The following is a 15,600-nucleotide window of genomic DNA, read 5'->3' as shown; positions in this document are numbered from 1 at the left end:
GCCATCGGGTGTCTGACACGGAATGGTGCACGGACGGGTGAGGTCAGCGGAACCGGCGGAAGAAGGTGCGCAGTTCGGTGACGAACGTTTCCGGGACCTCGAAGGCGGCGAAGTGTCCGCCCTTGTCGTAGTCGGCCCAGTGGACGAGGTTCGGGTACACGGGCTCGACCCAGGACCGCACCGGCGGGACGATCTCGCCCGAGAACGACGCGAATCCGGTGGGGACGGTGATCTCGAGGTTGCGTCGCTGGGTGAAGCTCTCCCAGTAGAGGCGCGCCGACGACGCGCCGTTGCCGTTGATCCAGTAGAGCATCACGTTGTCGAGCATCTCGTCGCGGTCGAGGACGTCCTCCGGATGTCCGTCGTTGTCGGTCCATGCCCAGAACTTCTCGATGATCCACGCAGCTTGCGCGGACGGCGAATCGACCAGTCCGTAGCCGACGCTCTGTGGGCGCGTGGACTGCTGCTTCGAATAGCCCGAGTCCCAGTCGGCGTAGAACTTGATCCGTTCGAGCGCGTGTTGCTCCTCCGCAGTCGGCTCACCGTCCATCGTCGGCCTGGCACCCATGGCGAGGGTGAGGTGGATCGCCGCACAGTGCTCGGGATCCTGAGCACCGATCGCGGAGGTGATCGCAGATCCCCAGTCGCCACCTTGGGCCACGTACTTGTCGTAGCCGAGCCGATCCATCAGCGTCGAGAAGGCTGTCGCGATCCGTTCGACACCCCAACCGGTACCGGTCGGCTTCCCCGAGAAGCCGTAGCCGGGGAGCGACGGTGCGACCACGTGGAACGCATGGCCGGCCTCACCGCCGAACGCGGTCGGATTCGTCAACGGTTCGATCACCTTGTGGAATTCCACGATCGAACCCGGCCAGCCGTGGCTGAGGATCAACGGAATCGCGTCGTCGTGCGGCGAACGCTGGTGGACGAAGTGGATGTCGAGGCCGTCGAGCTCGGTGATGAACTGGTCGAACCGGTTGAGTTTCGCCTCCCGGTCGCGCCAGTCGTAGGTCTCCGCCCAGTACTCCGACACCTCCTGCGCGTACGCGAGAGGAGTTCCCTGGCTCCAGTCGTCCACCGTCTCGGCCTCCGGCCACCGCGTGTTGACCAAGCGCTGACGGAGATCGTCGAGAACGGCGTCGGAGACTTCGATCGTGAACGGTCGGATCTCGCTGCTCATGTTCGTGAACCTAACCCGCCGCCCCGATCCCGTTTGCGTCGTACTCGTGGCGGCCGGAGCAACCAGAAGTACAACGCAAACGGGGAGGAGGCGGCGGGTTCAGGCGGGTGGGCCGGTGGTCGCGGCACCGGCGAACGCTTGCGCCATCTCCATCCACTCCCGAGCGTCGTCGCCGGTCACCACCAGGTCGGTCGCGTCGACGTGGCGGCATTGGGTGACGACGAGGCAGAAGTCGAGCGCCGGCCCGACGACCGACTGCTCGGCGTCGTCAGGACCGAACGTCCAACCGGCACCCGACGGGGCGTCCAATTCGACGCGTATCGGCGTCGCCGGCGCGTCGAGCCGACGATTGACGTACGTCCACTTGCGGGTGATGAAACCCAACTGCGCGATGTGACGGAGCCGATCGGTCGGTTCCCGTTCGGCGCCGACGGCATCGACGATGTGTTGACCGTGGGCCCAGCACTCCATCAAACGTGCGGTGAGGAACGATTTCGCGCCCATCGACGGGCCGTACCAGATGACCCGGGTGTCCTCGTCGAGCGTCTCCGCAGCGTCGGCGAGACGACGTCGATTCGTCCGCCAGGCCGCGAGGAGTTCGGCGGGCGCCATCGTCCGGTAGTCGCCCATCGTGGCGTCGTCGAGATCGTCCGGGCTCGACTCGCCGGAGAGGAGCGGCGCGAGATCGGCGAGCGAGTGGCGGAAACGTTCCTCGTCGGTGATCGCCCACGACGCGGAGGCGTCGAAGTACGTGAGGTGCGCGATCTGATCGGCAACCGACCATCGCGGGCTGGCGGTGGGCAGTGCCCACTGCTCCTCGTCGAGCGTGGCCACGATCGAGTCGAGGGCGTTCTGCTCGGCCTGCAGGTCGGAACGCACGCCGGCGACGGTCGGTGATTCGGTCGTCATCACGTCGACCCTACGACGACGTCGCGTTCGACTCAGGATCGTCGACGGAATCCGCACTACGGTCGGCGGCATGACGATCGGTACACCGCTGCGGTCGAAGCTGGACACGAAATCCGACGACTACCTGCAGAACCTCGGCGAGATGCAGGCGATGTGGGACGAGGTCGAATCGCTGATGGAGACGGTGCCGACGATCGGTGGGCAGCGCTACGTCGACCGCCATCGCAAGCGGGGCAAGATGCTGGTGCGCGAGCGCATCGAGGCCTTGATCGACCCCGATACCCCGTTCCTCGAACTGTCGGCGCTGGCGGCATGGGGAACGCAGGACCCGATCGGCGTCGGTGTGGTGCAGGGGATCGGGGTGATCGAAGGCGTCGAGTGCGCGATCACGGGGACCGACATGAGCGTCAAGGGCGGCGCGGCGAACCCGACCACCTGGAAGAAGAGTCAGCGGTTCCACGAGATCGCCAGGGTCAACCGTCTCCCACTGATCAACCTCAACGAGTCCGCGGGGGCGGACCTGCCGCGACAGGCCGACCTGTTCATCCAGGGCGGAGCGAGCTTCAAGGCGCTGACCCGACTGTCGAAGGCCGGCATTCCGACGATCACCGCCGCGTTCGGACCGAACACGGCGGGCGGTGCCTACACGCCCGGGATGAGCGACTACACGATCTTCGTGAAGGATGCCGCAACCGCCTACCTCGGCGGACCTCCGCTCGTGAAGATGGCGATCGACGAGATCGTCGACGAGGAGAGCCTCGGTGGGGCCGACATGCATTCGCGCACGTCGGGGCTGTCCGACTACCTCGCGCAGGACGAGATGGACGCGCTGCGGATCATCCGTCAGATCGTGCGTCACCTCCAGTGGAAGAAGCTCGGTCCCGGACCGACCGAACCCGCCGACGCTCCGCTGTACGACCCGATGGAACTTCTCGGTTGCGCGTCGGCCGACGTACGCACTCCGTTCGACATCCGCGAGGTCTACGCCCGATTGCTCGACGGCAGCCGGTTCGAGGAGTTCAAGGCGCTGATCGGCGAGCAGTTGGTCTGCGGCTGGGCTTCGATCCATGGCTTCCCGGTCGGCGTGCTCGGCAACAACGGAATCCTGTTCTCGGAGGAAGCGAAGAAGGGCGCCCAGTTCATCCAGCTGTGCAACAAGATGTCGGTGCCGATCGTCTTCCTGCACAACATCACGGGGTTCATGGTCGGCTCCAAGGCCGAACAGGGCGGGATCATCCGCAACGGAGCGAAGATGATCAACGCGGTCTCGAACTCGGAGGTACCGCACTTCAACCTGATGGTCGGGGCCAGTTACGGAGCAGGCAACTACGGGATGGCGGGCAAGGCGTACGACCCGCGCTTCATCTTCACCTGGCCGAACCACCGGATCGCGGTGATGGGTCCGAAGCAGCTCGCCGGGGTGATGGACATCATCGCTCGCAACAGTGCTGCCGGTCGGGGCGTCGAGGTCGACGAGGAGGCGCTGCAGGCACAGACTGCCGCGCTCGAGGCGCAGATCGAAGGTGAGTCGACGGCGCTCTATTCCACCGGACGATTGTGGGACGACGGGATCATCCATCCCGGTGATTCCCGCACGGTGTTGGGCATCGCGCTGTCGGCGGCGCACAGCAACGTGGTGCAGGGTGCAACCGAATACGGCGTGTGGAGGCACTGATGGCGGTCCCGACGAACTCTGTTGTGGCGAGCGGATCCGGGTCGTTGTCGACCACGATCACGCGGTTGCTCATCGCGAACCGCGGCGAGATCACCGCTCGGATCGCGCGCACAGCGCACCGACTCGGCATCTCGACGGTCGGGGTGTATTCCGAACCCGATGCGGATGCGCTCCACGTCGATGCGGTCGACATCGCCGTCGCGCTCGGTGGGTCGACGCCGGCCGAGTCGTACCTGCGCGCCGAGGCGATCATCGAGATCGCGCTCGCTCACGGCTGTCAGGCGATCCATCCGGGCTACGGATTCCTCGCCGAGAACGCGGACGTCGCCGAGCAGGTGTCGGCAGCCGGCCTGATCTGGGTCGGTCCGACCGCAGAGCAGATCCGCACGCTGGGCGACAAGGTCGCGGCGAAGAAGCTCGCGATCGAGTCGGGTGTGCCGACGGCGCCGCTGTTCGAGGTCTCGAGCGCCGCAGACGGTTCCGTCGACGTTCCCGAGGGGATCCCGATGCCGGCGCTGGTGAAGGCCGCGGCGGGCGGCGGTGGTCGTGGGATGCGTGTGGTGCGCACCTCCGACGAACTCGCCGAAGCGGTCACGGCCGGATCGCGTGAGGCACAGTCGTCGTTCGGCGACGGAACCGTCTTCGTCGAGCCGTTCATCGAACGGGCGCGCCACGTCGAGGTGCAGATCATCGGCGACTCCCACGGCAACGTCGTCCACCTCGGTGAGCGTGAATGCTCGATCCAACGCCGCAATCAGAAGATCGTCGAGGAGTCGCCGTCGGCCGGGATCACCCCGGAGACCCGCGCCGCCATCTGCGACGGCGCCGTTGCGCTGGCCCGCTCGGTCGGCTACGAAGGTGCCGGAACCGTCGAGTTCCTGGTCGATGAAGCCGGACGCCCCGAGTCGATCAACTTCCTCGAGGTCAACACGCGCCTGCAGGTCGAGCATCCGGTCACCGAAGCGGTCACGGGCGTCGATCTCGTCGAACTCCAACTGCGCGTCGCTGCCGGAGAAGCGCTCCCGATCTCGCAGTCGGACGTCCAGGTCGACGGGCATGCGATCGAGGTGCGCGTGGTCGCTGAAGATCCCGCCGCCGGGTGGCTCCCGTCGACCGGCACGATCACGGCCTTCGAGCTCGGCGTCGACGGCGATCTCGTGCGGATCGACACCGGGTTCCGGGCCGATGCCGAGGTGTCGTCCGACTACGACTCGATGCTCGCGAAGGTGATCGCTCACGGTGCGACCCGGGTCGAAGCGGCGGCCAAGCTGCGACGGGCCCTGCGCGGTTCCGAGATCAGCGGCGTCACCACGAACCTGGCCGCCCTCGTCGAGATCCTCGGAGAATCCGATTACCTCGCCGCGCACACGCCGACTGCATACCTGGACGAACATCCCGACGTGGTCGCCTCGGTCGGACCGACCGGCGACGACCGCGTGGGGCTCCTGCTCGCCGCGGTGTTCGCCACCGAGCGGGCATCGCGCGCGGCCGATCGGGTCACCGGCTTCGCCCCCTCCGGCTGGCGGAACCTGCGGACCCAAGGCCAACGTCAGGTCTGGTCCGCGTCCGGATCCGAGACGCCGGACGCCGTCGAGTACACCGTGTGCGGAGCAGCGGCTGAGGTGTTGCTCGGCCCGTGGCCCGAGCCGCTCGACGACGGCACGTTGCCCCCCGATGAACGTCGTCGACGCATCGTGCGACTGCTCTCGGTGACCGAAGGTGGCGGTCGCACTCCGTCACGCATCGCGATCGAGATCGACGGGGTCCGACGAGTCGTCGAGGTGCACGGTGACGAGGATGCTGTTCGCACTCGCAGCGTGGCCGGTGCGCTGACGTGGGCACTCGCGCCGCGCTTCGTCGACCACGACGCCGAGGCCGCTGGTGGTGGACCGATCTGTCCGCTTCCGGGCACGGTGATCGCGGTCCACGTGGCCGAGGGCGATGAGGTGGAGGTCGGAGCGGTCCTGATGGTCGTCGAGGCGATGAAGATGGAACACAAGATCACGGCGGCGACCGACTCGACCGTGACCGAGATCCACTTCGACGTCGGCTCACGGGTGGACCAGGGCGATCTGCTGGTCAGCTTGGAAGCTCTCGCCGATGACTGAGCCGATTCGGATCGCGAACTGCTCCGGGTTCTTCGGCGACCGACCGTCGGGCGCGACCGAGATGGTCGAGGGTGGCCCGATCGATGTGCTCACCGGTGACTGGCTGGCCGAACTGACGATGCTGATCCTGAGTCGGATCCAGGCGAAGCGTCCCGGACAGGGGTTCGCACGGACCTTCGTGAATCAGATGGAACAGGTGATGGGCACCTGTCTCGACCGCGGGATCAAGGTCGTCTCCAATGCTGGAGGGCTCGATCCCGACGGATGTGCCGACGCAGTACACGAAGTCGCGTCGAAGCTCGGCCTGTCGCCGACGATCGCCTACATCGACGGGGATGACCTCCTCCCGAGGATCGAGGAACTCGCCGACAGCGGTGCCCTCCGACCGTTCTCCGACGGTGCTTCCGAGGACGGTTCGGAGTGGGGCGACGTGGCACGCTTCGTGAGTGCGAACGCCTACCTCGGCTGCTTCGGCATCGTCGACGCACTGACCGCGGGTGCCGACATCGTGATCACCGGACGGGTCACCGATGCGGCCGTCGTCTGCGGCCCGGCGGCGTGGCACCACGGCTGGCAGCGCGACGATTTCGATCAGTTGGCGGGCGGAGTCGTTGCCGGACACGTGATCGAGTGCAGCGCGCAGGCGACCGGCGGCAACTACTCGTTCTTCCACGAGATCGAGGGTCGGGGTGAGATCGGTGGGCGAGCCCGGTTCGGGTTCCCGTGGGCGGACGTGGCGGCCGACGGGTCGTCGATCATCGGCAAGCACGACGGCACCGGGGGAGCGGTCACGGTGGGAACCGTGACCAGCCAACTCCTCTACGAGATCGGCGGACCGCGCTATCTCGGCCCGGATGTCACGGCACGGTTCGACTCGATCGAACTCGATCAGGTCGAGACCGATCGCGTGCGGATCAGCGGGGTGCGCGGCGAGGCGCCGCCATCGTCGCTCAAGGTCGCGATGAACGAGATGGGCGGCTATCGCAACTCGTTCAGCGTGGCGCTCACCGGGCTCGACATCGACGAGAAGGCGGAGCTCGCAGCCGCGACGTTCTGGGACGCCTGCCCGTATCGGCCGGAGGACTTCGACTCGATCGACGGTCGCGTGATCCGGACGGACAAGCCCGACCCGGCGACGCAGGAGGAGGCGACCGCGATCTGGCGGGTCACCGTGAAGGACGCCGACGAGCGCAAGGTCGGTCGTGCGTTCGCCGATGCGAACGTGCACACCGGCCTCGCGAGCATCCCCGGGATGTACGGGCTCGGCGGTGGGCCGAGCGGCGCGAGCCCGTTCGGGGTGTACCGGCCCGCGTCGATCGACAGTGCGCTGGTTCCGCAGTACGTGCACATCCTCGGGGGAGCGACGTCACAAGTCGAGTCGGCGGCGCCCACCGGCGATGCGGTCGCCATCGAAGTGGACGCGCCCGCACCTCTGTCGTGGGCAGAGACGGCAACGGTTGCGCTGGGCACGATCGTCGGTTCACGATCCGGCGACAAGGGCGGCAACGCCAACCTGGGGGTCTTCGTCCGGTCCGCGGACGCGTTCGCGTGGCTCGACGAATACCTCACGGTCGACCGGCTCCGCGAGCTTCTTCCCGAGGTCGCGTCGTTCGAGGTCGATCGGTACCGCTTCCCGAAGATCTGGTCGCTGAACTTCGTCATCCACGGACTCCTGCAGGAAGGCGTCGCAGCGTCGACCCGCCAGGACGCGCAGGCGAAGGCGGTCGGCGAATGGTTGCGGGCTCGCCTGGTCGAGATCCCCGTCGCCCTCCTCGGCTGAGCGCCACGTGACGGGTCAGCCCCGTCACGTCACCGTCGATCGAAGGCGGAGTCGCGGCGGGACTGGATCTCGCGGAACTGGTCGAGGAGGTCCGGCGAGTCGGCTTCGAGGGGAGTCCGTCGAGCGCTCGCCCCGACCGGGACGATGTGCGAGATGACGGTGCTGTCGGTGTAGGCGTGCAGACTGAACGAGGGTCCCTCGGACGACTCGGCAGGCACGTGCTGGGGGTCGAGGTCGAACGCGATCGACACCGCCGTGGAAGGGCTCACCCACAGCGAGCACGCTCCCCACTGGGTGTGGATCGGTCGGTGGAGGTGACCCGTGAGCACCTGGAACACCTGCGGGTGGGCGCGAACGATCTGCTCGAAACGATCGGCGCCGTCGATGCCATTGCAGTCCATCCACCAGATTCCGGTCTCGAACGGCGGGTGGTGCAGCGCGACCACGGTGCGGTCGTCGGGATGTGCGCGCAGCTCGGCGTCAAGCCAGGCTGCGTCGTCGCCGTCGAATTGCCCGGTCGACGAGTCGACCAGAACGAACCGAAGGGGTCCATCGGTCATCGAGCGGTGCCCGCCGAACTGACCGTCCGGGAGGTCGTGGTTGCCTGCGATGGCGGTCCACGGAATCGTGAGCGCGTCGAGGCGCTCGTGGAACTCCGACCACTCCGCCGAACTCGAACTGTGGGTGAGATCGCCGGTGATCAGCACCCGGTCGACCGGTCGCGTCATCGCGTTGATCGTGTCGATCGCGAGTGAGAACCGTTCGCCACTTCCCGCACTCGGTCCACCGACGTGGATGTCGGAGAGGTGCGCCAGCACGTACATCACTCGAAAGCCTACGACGGTCGAAGGGAGAGGCGGGTTCGGTATCGTGCGGCGCCATGGCCGACCACGACATCGAATCGATCGAGGTCGATCGCTCCAAGCACGTCTTCATCGAATTCGCCGATGGGGTGACCGCGACGTTCGACCTCGCACCGCTGCGCCTGGCGTGCCCGTGTGCGGAGTGCAACAGCCGTCGGCAGAAGGGCGAAACGGTGTCGATCATGGCCGAGACGAAGCCCGACGATGTTCGCATCACGACCGCCACGATGGCCGGCGCGTGGGGACTCAACCTCGACTGGAACGACGGCCACTCGACCGGCATCTACGCGTTCGAGAAGCTGCGCTACTGGATCGACGAGTACATCGTCGAAGCCCACGTCACCCGCCCCACCTAGTTCTCGCGATCAGCCGTTGATCAGGTCGGCGTAGATCGGGAGCATCTCGGCGGGTCCCGAGAGGAGCACCTCGGTGATGCACGACTCGCGCCACTTGTCGAGTTCGCCCCGAATCTTGTCGGCGGGTCCGACGAGTGCGACGTCCTCGACCATCTCGAGCGGAATCGATGCCGCTGCTTCTTCCTTCTTCCCGTCGAGGTACAGGTTCTGCACCTTGTCGGCGACGTCGCCGTAGCCCATCCGCTCGAAGACCTCGTAGTGGAAGTTCGCGCCCTTGGCGCCCATTCCGCCCGCGTAGAGGGCGAGGAACGGACGGATGAAGTCGGCGCACTGCTGCGCGTCGTCGCCGGGAATCACCATGACGCCGCACGACACCTCGAAGCGGTCGGCCTTGCCCTCCTCACCCGAGGCAGCGAAGCCGGCCGCGAGTTGCTCGCGGTACCACGCGTCGTCCTTCGGGGAGAAGAACAGCGGCAGCCATCCGTCGGCGATCTCGGCCGACAGCGCGACGTTCTTGGGGCCTTCGGCCGCGAGATAGATCGGGATCTGGTTGCGGAGCGGGTGCACGGTGGGCTTGAGCGCCTTGCCGAGGTTCATGCCGCCGTCGACGGGCATGTCGTAGAAGTCACCGTGGAACTCGACCGGAGCTTCCCGCGCCCAGATCTTGCGCATGATCTCGACGTACTCACGCGTGCGGGCGAGGGGGCGCGGATACTCCTGGCCGTACCATCCCTCGACGACCTGCGGGCCCGATGCTCCGATCCCGCAGATGAACCGACCGTTCGACAGGTGATCGACGGTGAGTGCCGCCATCGCCGTTGCTGCCGGCGTGCGCGCGGACAGCTGCATGATGCCGGTACCGAGCTGGACGTTCTCGGTGTGCGCACCCCACCAGGAGAGCGGCGTGAGGGCATCGGACCCGTAGGCCTCGGCCGTCCAGATCGAGTTGAAGCCCAGCTTCTCGGCTTCGAGGATTCCCTCGAACGCGCCGGCCGGCGGCCCGGCTGACCAGTATCCGGTGTTGTATCCGAGTTTGAGATCTGACATGGCACCGACCGTAGAGCAGGATGGAGGCGTGGCAGAAGACGATCGGCTGGTGGTGACCGACGCCGTGCGCATTCCGCGTTTCGAATTGAACGAAACATTCAGTGCATCGGGTGGTCCGGGCGGCCAGCACGCGAACAAAGCGGCCACGCGTGTGGAGTTGGTCTTCCACGTGGACCGGTCATCGGCATTCCGTCACGAGTCGCAGCGCGCGCGGGTGATCGAGCGGCTCGGATCGCCCGTCCGGATCGTGGCCGACGACGAACGGTCGCAGGTGCGGAACCGATCGCTCGCCGAGCAGCGACTGGTCGACAAGCTGCGAGGTGCGCTGCGAGTCGAACGACGGCGGCGACCGACGAAGCCGACCCGCGGTTCGCAACGCCGGCGCCTCGAGACCAAGGCCCAACGCAGCGAACTCAAGCGACAACGCCGCCGCCCCCGCCCCGAGGACTGATTTACGCTGTGATCGCCGGTGTTCGGCGATGGGCCGCGGCGGGCGGGCGGGCGATCGGACCCTCAGGTGACGGGCGTGAAGGTCGCGGGGAAGTGGTCGGGGCCGGAGATGGCGCTGGTGCTCGGTTTCCAGGTGATCGAGCCGTCGACGGCGAGTTCGGGCATCCGCTGCGCGAGCAGCGGTAACGCCTCCTGCAACTCGGCACGGGCGAGGGAGGCTCCGAGGCAATAGTGGATGCCCGAACCGAAAGTCATCTGCCCACGGCCCTTCACCGAAACGCGGGTGATGTCGAACTCCCGGTTTCCATCGGCGGTCACCCCTTCGTCGGCATTGGCGATCTCGAGCGAGGGAAACACGAACGTGCCGGCGGGAAACAGGATGTCGCGGTAGACGATGTCCTCGCTCGCGAACCGACCGGTGCCGCCGACGGCCCCGAAGTACCGCATGCATTCCTCGACCGCGTTCGCTGCGAGTTCGGACTGGTCGGCCAGCAGCTTCCACTGGTCCGGATGAGCCGCGAACACACCGAGCGAACAACCGAGTTGGTTCCGAGTCGTATCCGTGCCGCCGACGATCACGGCATTCACCATCGAGACCAACTCGTCGGTCGAGAGCTTGTCGCCCTCCTCCTCGGCGGCGATCAGGTGGGTGATCAAGTCCTCGCGCGGGTCGTTCCGGCGGGCCCGGATCAACTCGACGACGTACTCGTTCAGCTCGGCTCGTGCCGGCTCGATGACGTCGATCTGGTCCGCCGCCGTCGGGCTGAACACACGCAGCACGTCCTCGGCCCACCGAGAGAAGAGTTCCCAGTCCTCGCGGGGCGCCCCGAGGAGTTCGCAGATGATCGGGATCGGATACGGCTCACAGATGTCGGCCGCGATCTCGACGCGGCCCGTCGATGCCACCGGATCGATCAACTCGTTCACGACTTCGCGCATGAACGGTCGCAGTCGGTCGGCGCTGCGCGGCGAGAACGCCTTCGCCACGAGGCGACGCAGCCGCGTGTGGACGTCGCCCTCGGCCGCGAGGATCGACGGCGGGCGTTTCAGGATCTCCGGGTCCGTCACCCCCATCATCTCCGGGATCTTCGCGACGGCGTTGTGCCATCGCTTGTCACGCAGGATCCTCGTGACGTCGTCGTAGTCGAGGATGATGAACCCGATCGGAGTGCGCACGATCCAGTGATCGTCGGCAAGTTCGCGCAGCACGTCGCGTCGCTCGAAACGCGAGCGCTCGCGAAATTCAGGTCCGACCGTCGGGATGTCGAGGTCGAACGCATTCGTGGGAGTTCCACGACCGTCCATCCCGACGAGAGTACGGGCAGCGGACTCGACGGAGCGATTCAGCCGAGGGCGTCGACCGCGGTCGCCCCGAGCGCGGCGGCGACGATCGGATTGGCGTGTTCGCCGCCGACGGTGTTCAGGCCGTGGGTGATCGCCGGGTCACGTCGAGCGGCGCCGAGCGCTCCGTGGATCGCCACGTCGGTGACATACGGCAGCGTGGCGTTCGTCAGCGCGTAGGTGCTCGTGTGGGGAACGGCGCCGGGCATGTTGCCCACCGCGTAGTGGAGCACGCCGTGCAACTCGTACACCGGGTCGTCGTGCGTGGTTTCGTGGGTTGTCGCAATGCAGCCCCCTTGGTCGACGGCGACGTCGACGATCACCGCGCCGGGCCTCATCTCGGCGACCAGGTCCTCGCGTACGACGACCGGGGCGCGTCCGCCGGCGACGAGCACGGCGCCGATCACGAGGTCGGCCTCGCGCACCGTACGCTCGATCGAGCCCATGTTGGAGGCGAGTGTCGAGATCCGACCCTTGTGGATCTGGTCGACGTAGCGCAGTCGCTCGAGGTTCTTGTCGAGCACCGTGACCTCGGCCTCCATGCCCGCCGCGATCACCGCCGAACTCCACCCGACGTTGCCGGCACCCAGTACGACGACCTTCGCCGGGCTCACACCAGGAACACCACCCATCAGAACGCCACGCCCGCCCTTGTGACTCTCGAGGAAGTGGGCGCCCATCTGGGGAGCGAGCCGCCCGGCGACCTCGCTCATCGGCGCGAGGAGGGGGAGCGTTCCGTCCTCGAGTTGCACCGTCTCGTACGCCACACCGGTCGTTCCGGCAGCCAGGAGCGCGTCGGCCACGGCGGGATACGCGGCGAGGTGGAGGTAGGTGAAAAGGGTGAGGTCCGCACGCAGGAAGCCGAACTCGCTCTCCATGGGCTCCTTGACCTTGACGACCAGTTCCTGGGCCCACGCGTCGGCCGCGGTCGGCACGATCGTCGCGCCCGCTGCCACGTAGTCGTGGTCGGTGATCGACGCGCCGACACCAGCGTTGGTCTCGACGAACACGCCGACGCCGCTCCCGGTCAGTTCCCGGACCCCGTCGGGTGTCAACGCCACCCGGTGCTCAGCGGTCTTGATCTCGGCAGGAACGCCGACGGTTCGGATCACCGGAGTGGAGTGGTCGGTCATTCCACCATGATGGGCGGTCGGCGGCCGTCGATGGAACGGAAGAGATGCGGTCGATCTAGCATCAGGCCATGGATTCAACGGCAAACGATCCGATCGACAGACGAATCCTCGGAATCCTTCGAACTCACGGCCGAATCAGCTGGACCGCCCTGGCCGCGGAAGTTCACTTGGCGCCGAGTTCCGTGGCGGACCGTGTGCGACGGATGGAAGACCGAGGGGTGATCACGGGGTACTCGGCACACATCGATGCTGCCGCCATCGGTCGGACCGTCCGTGCGGTGATCGACGTGAGTCTCGTGCCCGGTGATCACGCGGACGCGTTCGAGTCGCGTCTGGTCGAACGCGACGAGATCACGATGGCGGGCTACGTGACCGGATCGTCCGACTACACCATCGTCGCCGAGTGCGAGGGAGCCGAGGGTCTCGACGCGTTCGTCCGTTGGGTGCGCGCCGATGAAGCGGTCGCTCGAACCGAGTCGAAGTTGCTGCTGCGATCGGTGGTCGGCTGAACCTGGCCGTATCGTTCGGACCGGTGAGTGGTCGATCGCACTACGACGTCCTCGGGCTCCGGCCCGACGCGTCGGCAACGGCGATTCGCGAGTCGTACCGCCGCCTGGCGCGTGAGTACCACCCGGATCGAACGATGGGGTCGGCTGCGGGTGGCGACAAGATGCCGGCGATCAACGCGGCGTATCACGTGCTGTCCGATCCCGGACGACGAGCGGTGTACGACGCCGAACGGCGTGCGCCCGTGTCGCCGTCGCCGGACAGCTCGGGCACGGAGAGCGGCGCCGAGGAGCGGAGCACGGTCGGGTACCGGTTCGCGTATCCGGACGGTCCGGCGCGGATTCCGTGGCGCGGACTGCTCGTCGCGTCGGCGATCGCGATCATCGGGATCGTCGTGCTCGCACAGTTCACCGAGCCGGGCGAACCCGCACCTCCCGACGGGATCCTCCGAACGGGCGACTGTGTCGAGATCCTCGCAAACGGCGACGCCGACGAGATCGCCTGCGACGGCTCCGGAGACATCGTCGTCCGTCAGTTCATCGGATTCGACAGGGTGTGTTCCAACGGGCTGGAAGCACACCGGGACCGCCAGGGCATGGGCGTTGCGTGTGTCGAGTTCACTGCCGAGGTCCCGACCTCGTAGCGGGTCGGCGATCGCGGGGACCCGGCCGGCCTGATGGCCGACCGGATCCCGACGGTCGTGTCAGCCGAGCGGGAGATCGCACTCCGCGGCGATGTCGAGGAAGTCCTGGAAGAACTCCTCGGACGGCTCGGCTTCCTCACCCGACACGACCGACCGCATCAGATCCTTCACGAAGTCCTCGTCGAGGCTCTCGGCGACACACTGAGCGCCTTCTTCGCCGAAGTCCTCGGTGAACTGTTCGGCGAATGTCGCGGTCACGTCGATGCAGTCGAACATGCCGTCGACGAGGCCGTCCACCTCGTCATCGGAGAACCCGATGTCGTCGATGTCGCTGACGTTGTCGGCCGTGACCCCGAGTTCTTCGAGGCGTTCTTCACCGATGTCATCGACGATCGAACCCGCCCAGCAGCGCGCCTCCTCCTCGGTCTGGGCCACGCTCTCGCCCTCGGAGTCGTCCAAGATCTCGGCCGCAAGCGCCTCGCCAACCGGCGAGTCGGCCCCGTCGGACGAGCCGCCGTCGTCATCGCCGCCACATGCGGCGGCCGCGAGTGTGAGGGCGGTGACGGCTGCGATGCTCAGGATTCGGGTGTTCGCGCGATGCATGTCAGTGTGGTTCCTTTCGGGGGTGGAACGGCGCCAGGAGCGGCACCGACCTTGTGCAGAGTGTGGCCCACGCGACCGCCACGCCGGGCATCTTTTCACCGGCCTGGTGTCGAAGGAGGTTTCCGCGTCGGCGGAACGAGCGGTCCGCCTGAACGGCCGGGACCGCGTGCCCGACGTGGTTCGTCGGTCGGCCGGCGGCACCAGAGTGGGCGCACAGGGATCCGAACCCCTGACCTCGACCTGTCGCTGTGCAGCACTCTCGGCCGTCAGCGAGACGTTCGACTCTGGACCTGCATGATCGGACGGCGGGCGGGCGTGCTTCGGGCGTCGTCCAGGTGCACGGGATACCCTCGGACGCTCGTCGATCGTGTCGCCCCTGGCTCGTTGGTCATCGCGGCGGCGAGGCCAGCGAGGTACGCGCGACGAACATCGAAGAGGTGGCCGGCACGGGCGAACTGCTTGCGATCGAGATCGCTGAACAGCTCGTGGTCGGCGGGAAGCGGGTTCGGCCGTTGTTGCAACAGCACCTTGGCGCACGCGGCTCGCCATCGCGGGAGAACGTCGGACTTCGGACGGTCGAGAGGACGCGTTTCGGCTGTGCGGAGTTCCGTCTGGTGAAGCTGCGATTCGATGGCGGGGTCGAGACCGTAGGACAGGGGCATCATGAACGGTTCATGACCGGAGTTCGACGTGGAGGACATGGACACCTCGATGTGGTCGGAATGGTGCGGTCGTGCATCCATTGTCCGCCTGGCCGTCGGGCTCGGTCTGGGTACCAGTCGCCACGACGGACATGACCAGTGCCACAGGTTCATCCCGAGGCGGCACCCTCGTGGGCGCAAAGGGATTCGAACCCCTGACCTCTGCCGTGTGAAGGCAGCGCTCTAACCAACTGAGCTATGCGCCCATGGCGACCCGTGGCCGCATGGACGCCCGAGGATATCCGGCTCCCACCAGAACGCGACTCGTCTCCCACCGTTCTCGTGAACAGTTCGCGCACGGAGC

At 66.9% G+C, this 15,600-nt stretch carries 15 protein-coding genes and 1 tRNA gene; 7 read left to right on the top strand and 9 right to left on the bottom strand.

Annotated elements, in window-relative coordinates:
- Nucleotides 1-43 precede the first annotated feature (43 nt).
- Both ON45_RS09795 and ON45_RS09790 read right to left on the bottom strand, forming a co-directional pair.
- The gene (locus tag ON45_RS09795; RefSeq protein ID WP_040493493.1) at nt 44-1,180 is read right to left on the bottom strand and encodes an epoxide hydrolase family protein; all 1,137 of its coding nucleotides are present in this window, start codon (nt 1,178-1,180) and stop codon (nt 44-46) included.
- 99 nt (nt 1,181-1,279) lie between these two features.
- On the bottom strand, nt 1,280-2,089 hold the full coding sequence (locus ON45_RS09790; RefSeq protein ID WP_040493502.1) for a TIGR03084 family metal-binding protein: 810 nt from the start codon (nt 2,087-2,089) through the stop codon (nt 1,280-1,282).
- Nucleotides 2,090-2,159: 70 nt separating this feature from the next.
- Here ON45_RS09790 and ON45_RS09785 point away from each other — a divergent pair, with 70 nt between their 5' ends.
- Genes ON45_RS09785 through ON45_RS09775 form a run of 3 tightly spaced genes read left to right on the top strand, consistent with a single transcriptional unit; the run spans nt 2,160 to nt 7,652 of the window.
- Nucleotides 2,160-3,764, top strand: coding sequence for an acyl-CoA carboxylase subunit beta (locus tag ON45_RS09785; RefSeq protein ID WP_040493492.1), 1,605 nt, complete (start codon nt 2,160-2,162; stop codon nt 3,762-3,764).
- Nucleotides 3,764-5,872, top strand: coding sequence for an acetyl/propionyl/methylcrotonyl-CoA carboxylase subunit alpha (locus tag ON45_RS09780; RefSeq protein ID WP_051062826.1), 2,109 nt, complete (start codon nt 3,764-3,766; stop codon nt 5,870-5,872). Before ON45_RS09785 ends, ON45_RS09780 begins: the two co-directional genes overlap by 1 nt.
- Nucleotides 5,865-7,652 carry an acyclic terpene utilization AtuA family protein gene (locus tag ON45_RS09775; protein ID WP_040493491.1) on the top strand — a complete coding sequence of 596 codons (1,788 nt, stop codon included), beginning with the start codon at nt 5,865-5,867 and terminating at the stop codon, nt 7,650-7,652. The genes ON45_RS09780 and ON45_RS09775 overlap by 8 nt, the downstream gene beginning before the upstream one ends.
- Before the next feature lie 29 nt (nt 7,653-7,681).
- Here the strand turns inward: ON45_RS09775 and ON45_RS21370 are convergent, their stop codons facing one another.
- Nucleotides 7,682-8,476: a metallophosphoesterase gene (locus tag ON45_RS21370; RefSeq protein WP_051062825.1), complete on the bottom strand. Its 795-nt coding sequence runs from the start codon at nt 8,474-8,476 to the stop codon at nt 7,682-7,684.
- A 56-nt stretch (nt 8,477-8,532) separates the two neighbouring features.
- Between ON45_RS21370 and ON45_RS21365 the strand changes: the two genes are divergently transcribed.
- Entirely contained in the window at nt 8,533-8,871 is a 339-nt protein-coding gene (locus ON45_RS21365; protein ID WP_051062824.1) for a DUF971 domain-containing protein, read from the top strand.
- Nucleotides 8,872-8,880: 9 nt separating this feature from the next.
- Here ON45_RS21365 and ON45_RS09760 read toward each other — a convergent pair whose 3' ends face one another.
- Entirely contained in the window at nt 8,881-9,918 is a 1,038-nt protein-coding gene (locus ON45_RS09760; RefSeq protein ID WP_040493490.1) for an LLM class F420-dependent oxidoreductase, read from the bottom strand.
- A gap of 28 nt (nt 9,919-9,946) precedes the next feature.
- Between ON45_RS09760 and arfB the strand changes: the two genes are divergently transcribed.
- Entirely contained in the window at nt 9,947-10,369 is a 423-nt protein-coding gene (arfB, locus tag ON45_RS09755) for an alternative ribosome rescue aminoacyl-tRNA hydrolase ArfB (protein WP_241432185.1), read from the top strand.
- A gap of 62 nt (nt 10,370-10,431) precedes the next feature.
- Here arfB and ON45_RS09750 read toward each other — a convergent pair whose 3' ends face one another.
- Complete coding sequence (locus tag ON45_RS09750; protein WP_040493489.1) at nt 10,432-11,673, bottom strand: cytochrome P450; 1,242 nt, start codon at nt 11,671-11,673, stop codon at nt 10,432-10,434.
- 38 nt (nt 11,674-11,711) lie between these two features.
- Entirely contained in the window at nt 11,712-12,842 is a 1,131-nt protein-coding gene (ald, locus tag ON45_RS09745) for an alanine dehydrogenase (protein WP_040493488.1), read from the bottom strand.
- 68 nt (nt 12,843-12,910) lie between these two features.
- Here ald and ON45_RS09740 point away from each other — a divergent pair, with 68 nt between their 5' ends.
- Nucleotides 12,911-13,351: an Lrp/AsnC family transcriptional regulator gene (locus ON45_RS09740; RefSeq protein WP_051062822.1), complete on the top strand. Its 441-nt coding sequence runs from the start codon at nt 12,911-12,913 to the stop codon at nt 13,349-13,351.
- Nucleotides 13,352-13,374: 23 nt separating this feature from the next.
- Nucleotides 13,375-13,992 carry a J domain-containing protein gene (locus ON45_RS21360; RefSeq protein ID WP_051062821.1) on the top strand — a complete coding sequence of 206 codons (618 nt, stop codon included), beginning with the start codon at nt 13,375-13,377 and terminating at the stop codon, nt 13,990-13,992.
- Nucleotides 13,993-14,052: 60 nt separating this feature from the next.
- Here the strand turns inward: ON45_RS21360 and ON45_RS09730 are convergent, their stop codons facing one another.
- The 3 genes from ON45_RS09730 to ON45_RS09720 form a co-directional block, all read right to left on the bottom strand.
- Nucleotides 14,053-14,595 carry a hypothetical protein gene (locus ON45_RS09730; protein ID WP_040493487.1) on the bottom strand — a complete coding sequence of 181 codons (543 nt, stop codon included), beginning with the start codon at nt 14,593-14,595 and terminating at the stop codon, nt 14,053-14,055.
- Nucleotides 14,596-14,861: 266 nt separating this feature from the next.
- Complete coding sequence (locus ON45_RS09725) at nt 14,862-15,260, bottom strand: hypothetical protein (RefSeq protein WP_148288624.1); 399 nt, start codon at nt 15,258-15,260, stop codon at nt 14,862-14,864.
- Between the two features lie 168 nt (nt 15,261-15,428).
- Nucleotides 15,429-15,502, bottom strand: a tRNA-Val gene (locus tag ON45_RS09720).
- Between the last annotated feature and the right edge of the window lie 98 nt (nt 15,503-15,600).

This window comes from Ilumatobacter nonamiensis YM16-303 (assembly GCF_000350145.1).
Lineage (GTDB): Bacteria > Actinomycetota > Acidimicrobiia > Acidimicrobiales > Ilumatobacteraceae > Ilumatobacter_A > Ilumatobacter_A nonamiensis.
The sequence above is the reverse complement of the archived record's forward strand: the minus strand, read 5'-3'. Positions and strand labels throughout refer to the sequence as shown.

Excerpts from the sequence above, each read along its gene's own strand:
- ON45_RS09795 (WP_040493493.1), bottom strand. The coding sequence starts at position 1,180 with ATGAGCAGCGAGATCCGACCGTTCACGATCGAAGTCTCCGACGCCGTT.
- ON45_RS09790 (WP_040493502.1), bottom strand. The coding sequence starts at position 2,089 with ATGACGACCGAATCACCGACCGTCGCCGGCGTGCGTTCCGACCTGCAG.
- ON45_RS09785 (WP_040493492.1), top strand. The coding sequence starts at position 2,160 with ATGACGATCGGTACACCGCTGCGGTCGAAGCTGGACACGAAATCCGAC.
- ON45_RS09780 (WP_051062826.1), top strand. The coding sequence starts at position 3,764 with ATGGCGGTCCCGACGAACTCTGTTGTGGCGAGCGGATCCGGGTCGTTG.
- ON45_RS09775 (WP_040493491.1), top strand. The coding sequence starts at position 5,865 with ATGACTGAGCCGATTCGGATCGCGAACTGCTCCGGGTTCTTCGGCGAC.
- ON45_RS21370 (WP_051062825.1), bottom strand. The coding sequence starts at position 8,476 with ATGTACGTGCTGGCGCACCTCTCCGACATCCACGTCGGTGGACCGAGT.
- ON45_RS21365 (WP_051062824.1), top strand. The coding sequence starts at position 8,533 with ATGGCCGACCACGACATCGAATCGATCGAGGTCGATCGCTCCAAGCAC.
- ON45_RS09760 (WP_040493490.1), bottom strand. The coding sequence starts at position 9,918 with ATGTCAGATCTCAAACTCGGATACAACACCGGATACTGGTCAGCCGGG.
- ON45_RS09750 (WP_040493489.1), bottom strand. The coding sequence starts at position 11,673 with ATGGACGGTCGTGGAACTCCCACGAATGCGTTCGACCTCGACATCCCG.
- ald (WP_040493488.1), bottom strand. The coding sequence starts at position 12,842 with ATGACCGACCACTCCACTCCGGTGATCCGAACCGTCGGCGTTCCTGCC.
- ON45_RS09740 (WP_051062822.1), top strand. The coding sequence starts at position 12,911 with ATGGATTCAACGGCAAACGATCCGATCGACAGACGAATCCTCGGAATC.
- ON45_RS09730 (WP_040493487.1), bottom strand. The coding sequence starts at position 14,595 with ATGCATCGCGCGAACACCCGAATCCTGAGCATCGCAGCCGTCACCGCC.
- ON45_RS09725 (WP_148288624.1), bottom strand. The coding sequence starts at position 15,260 with ATGATGCCCCTGTCCTACGGTCTCGACCCCGCCATCGAATCGCAGCTT.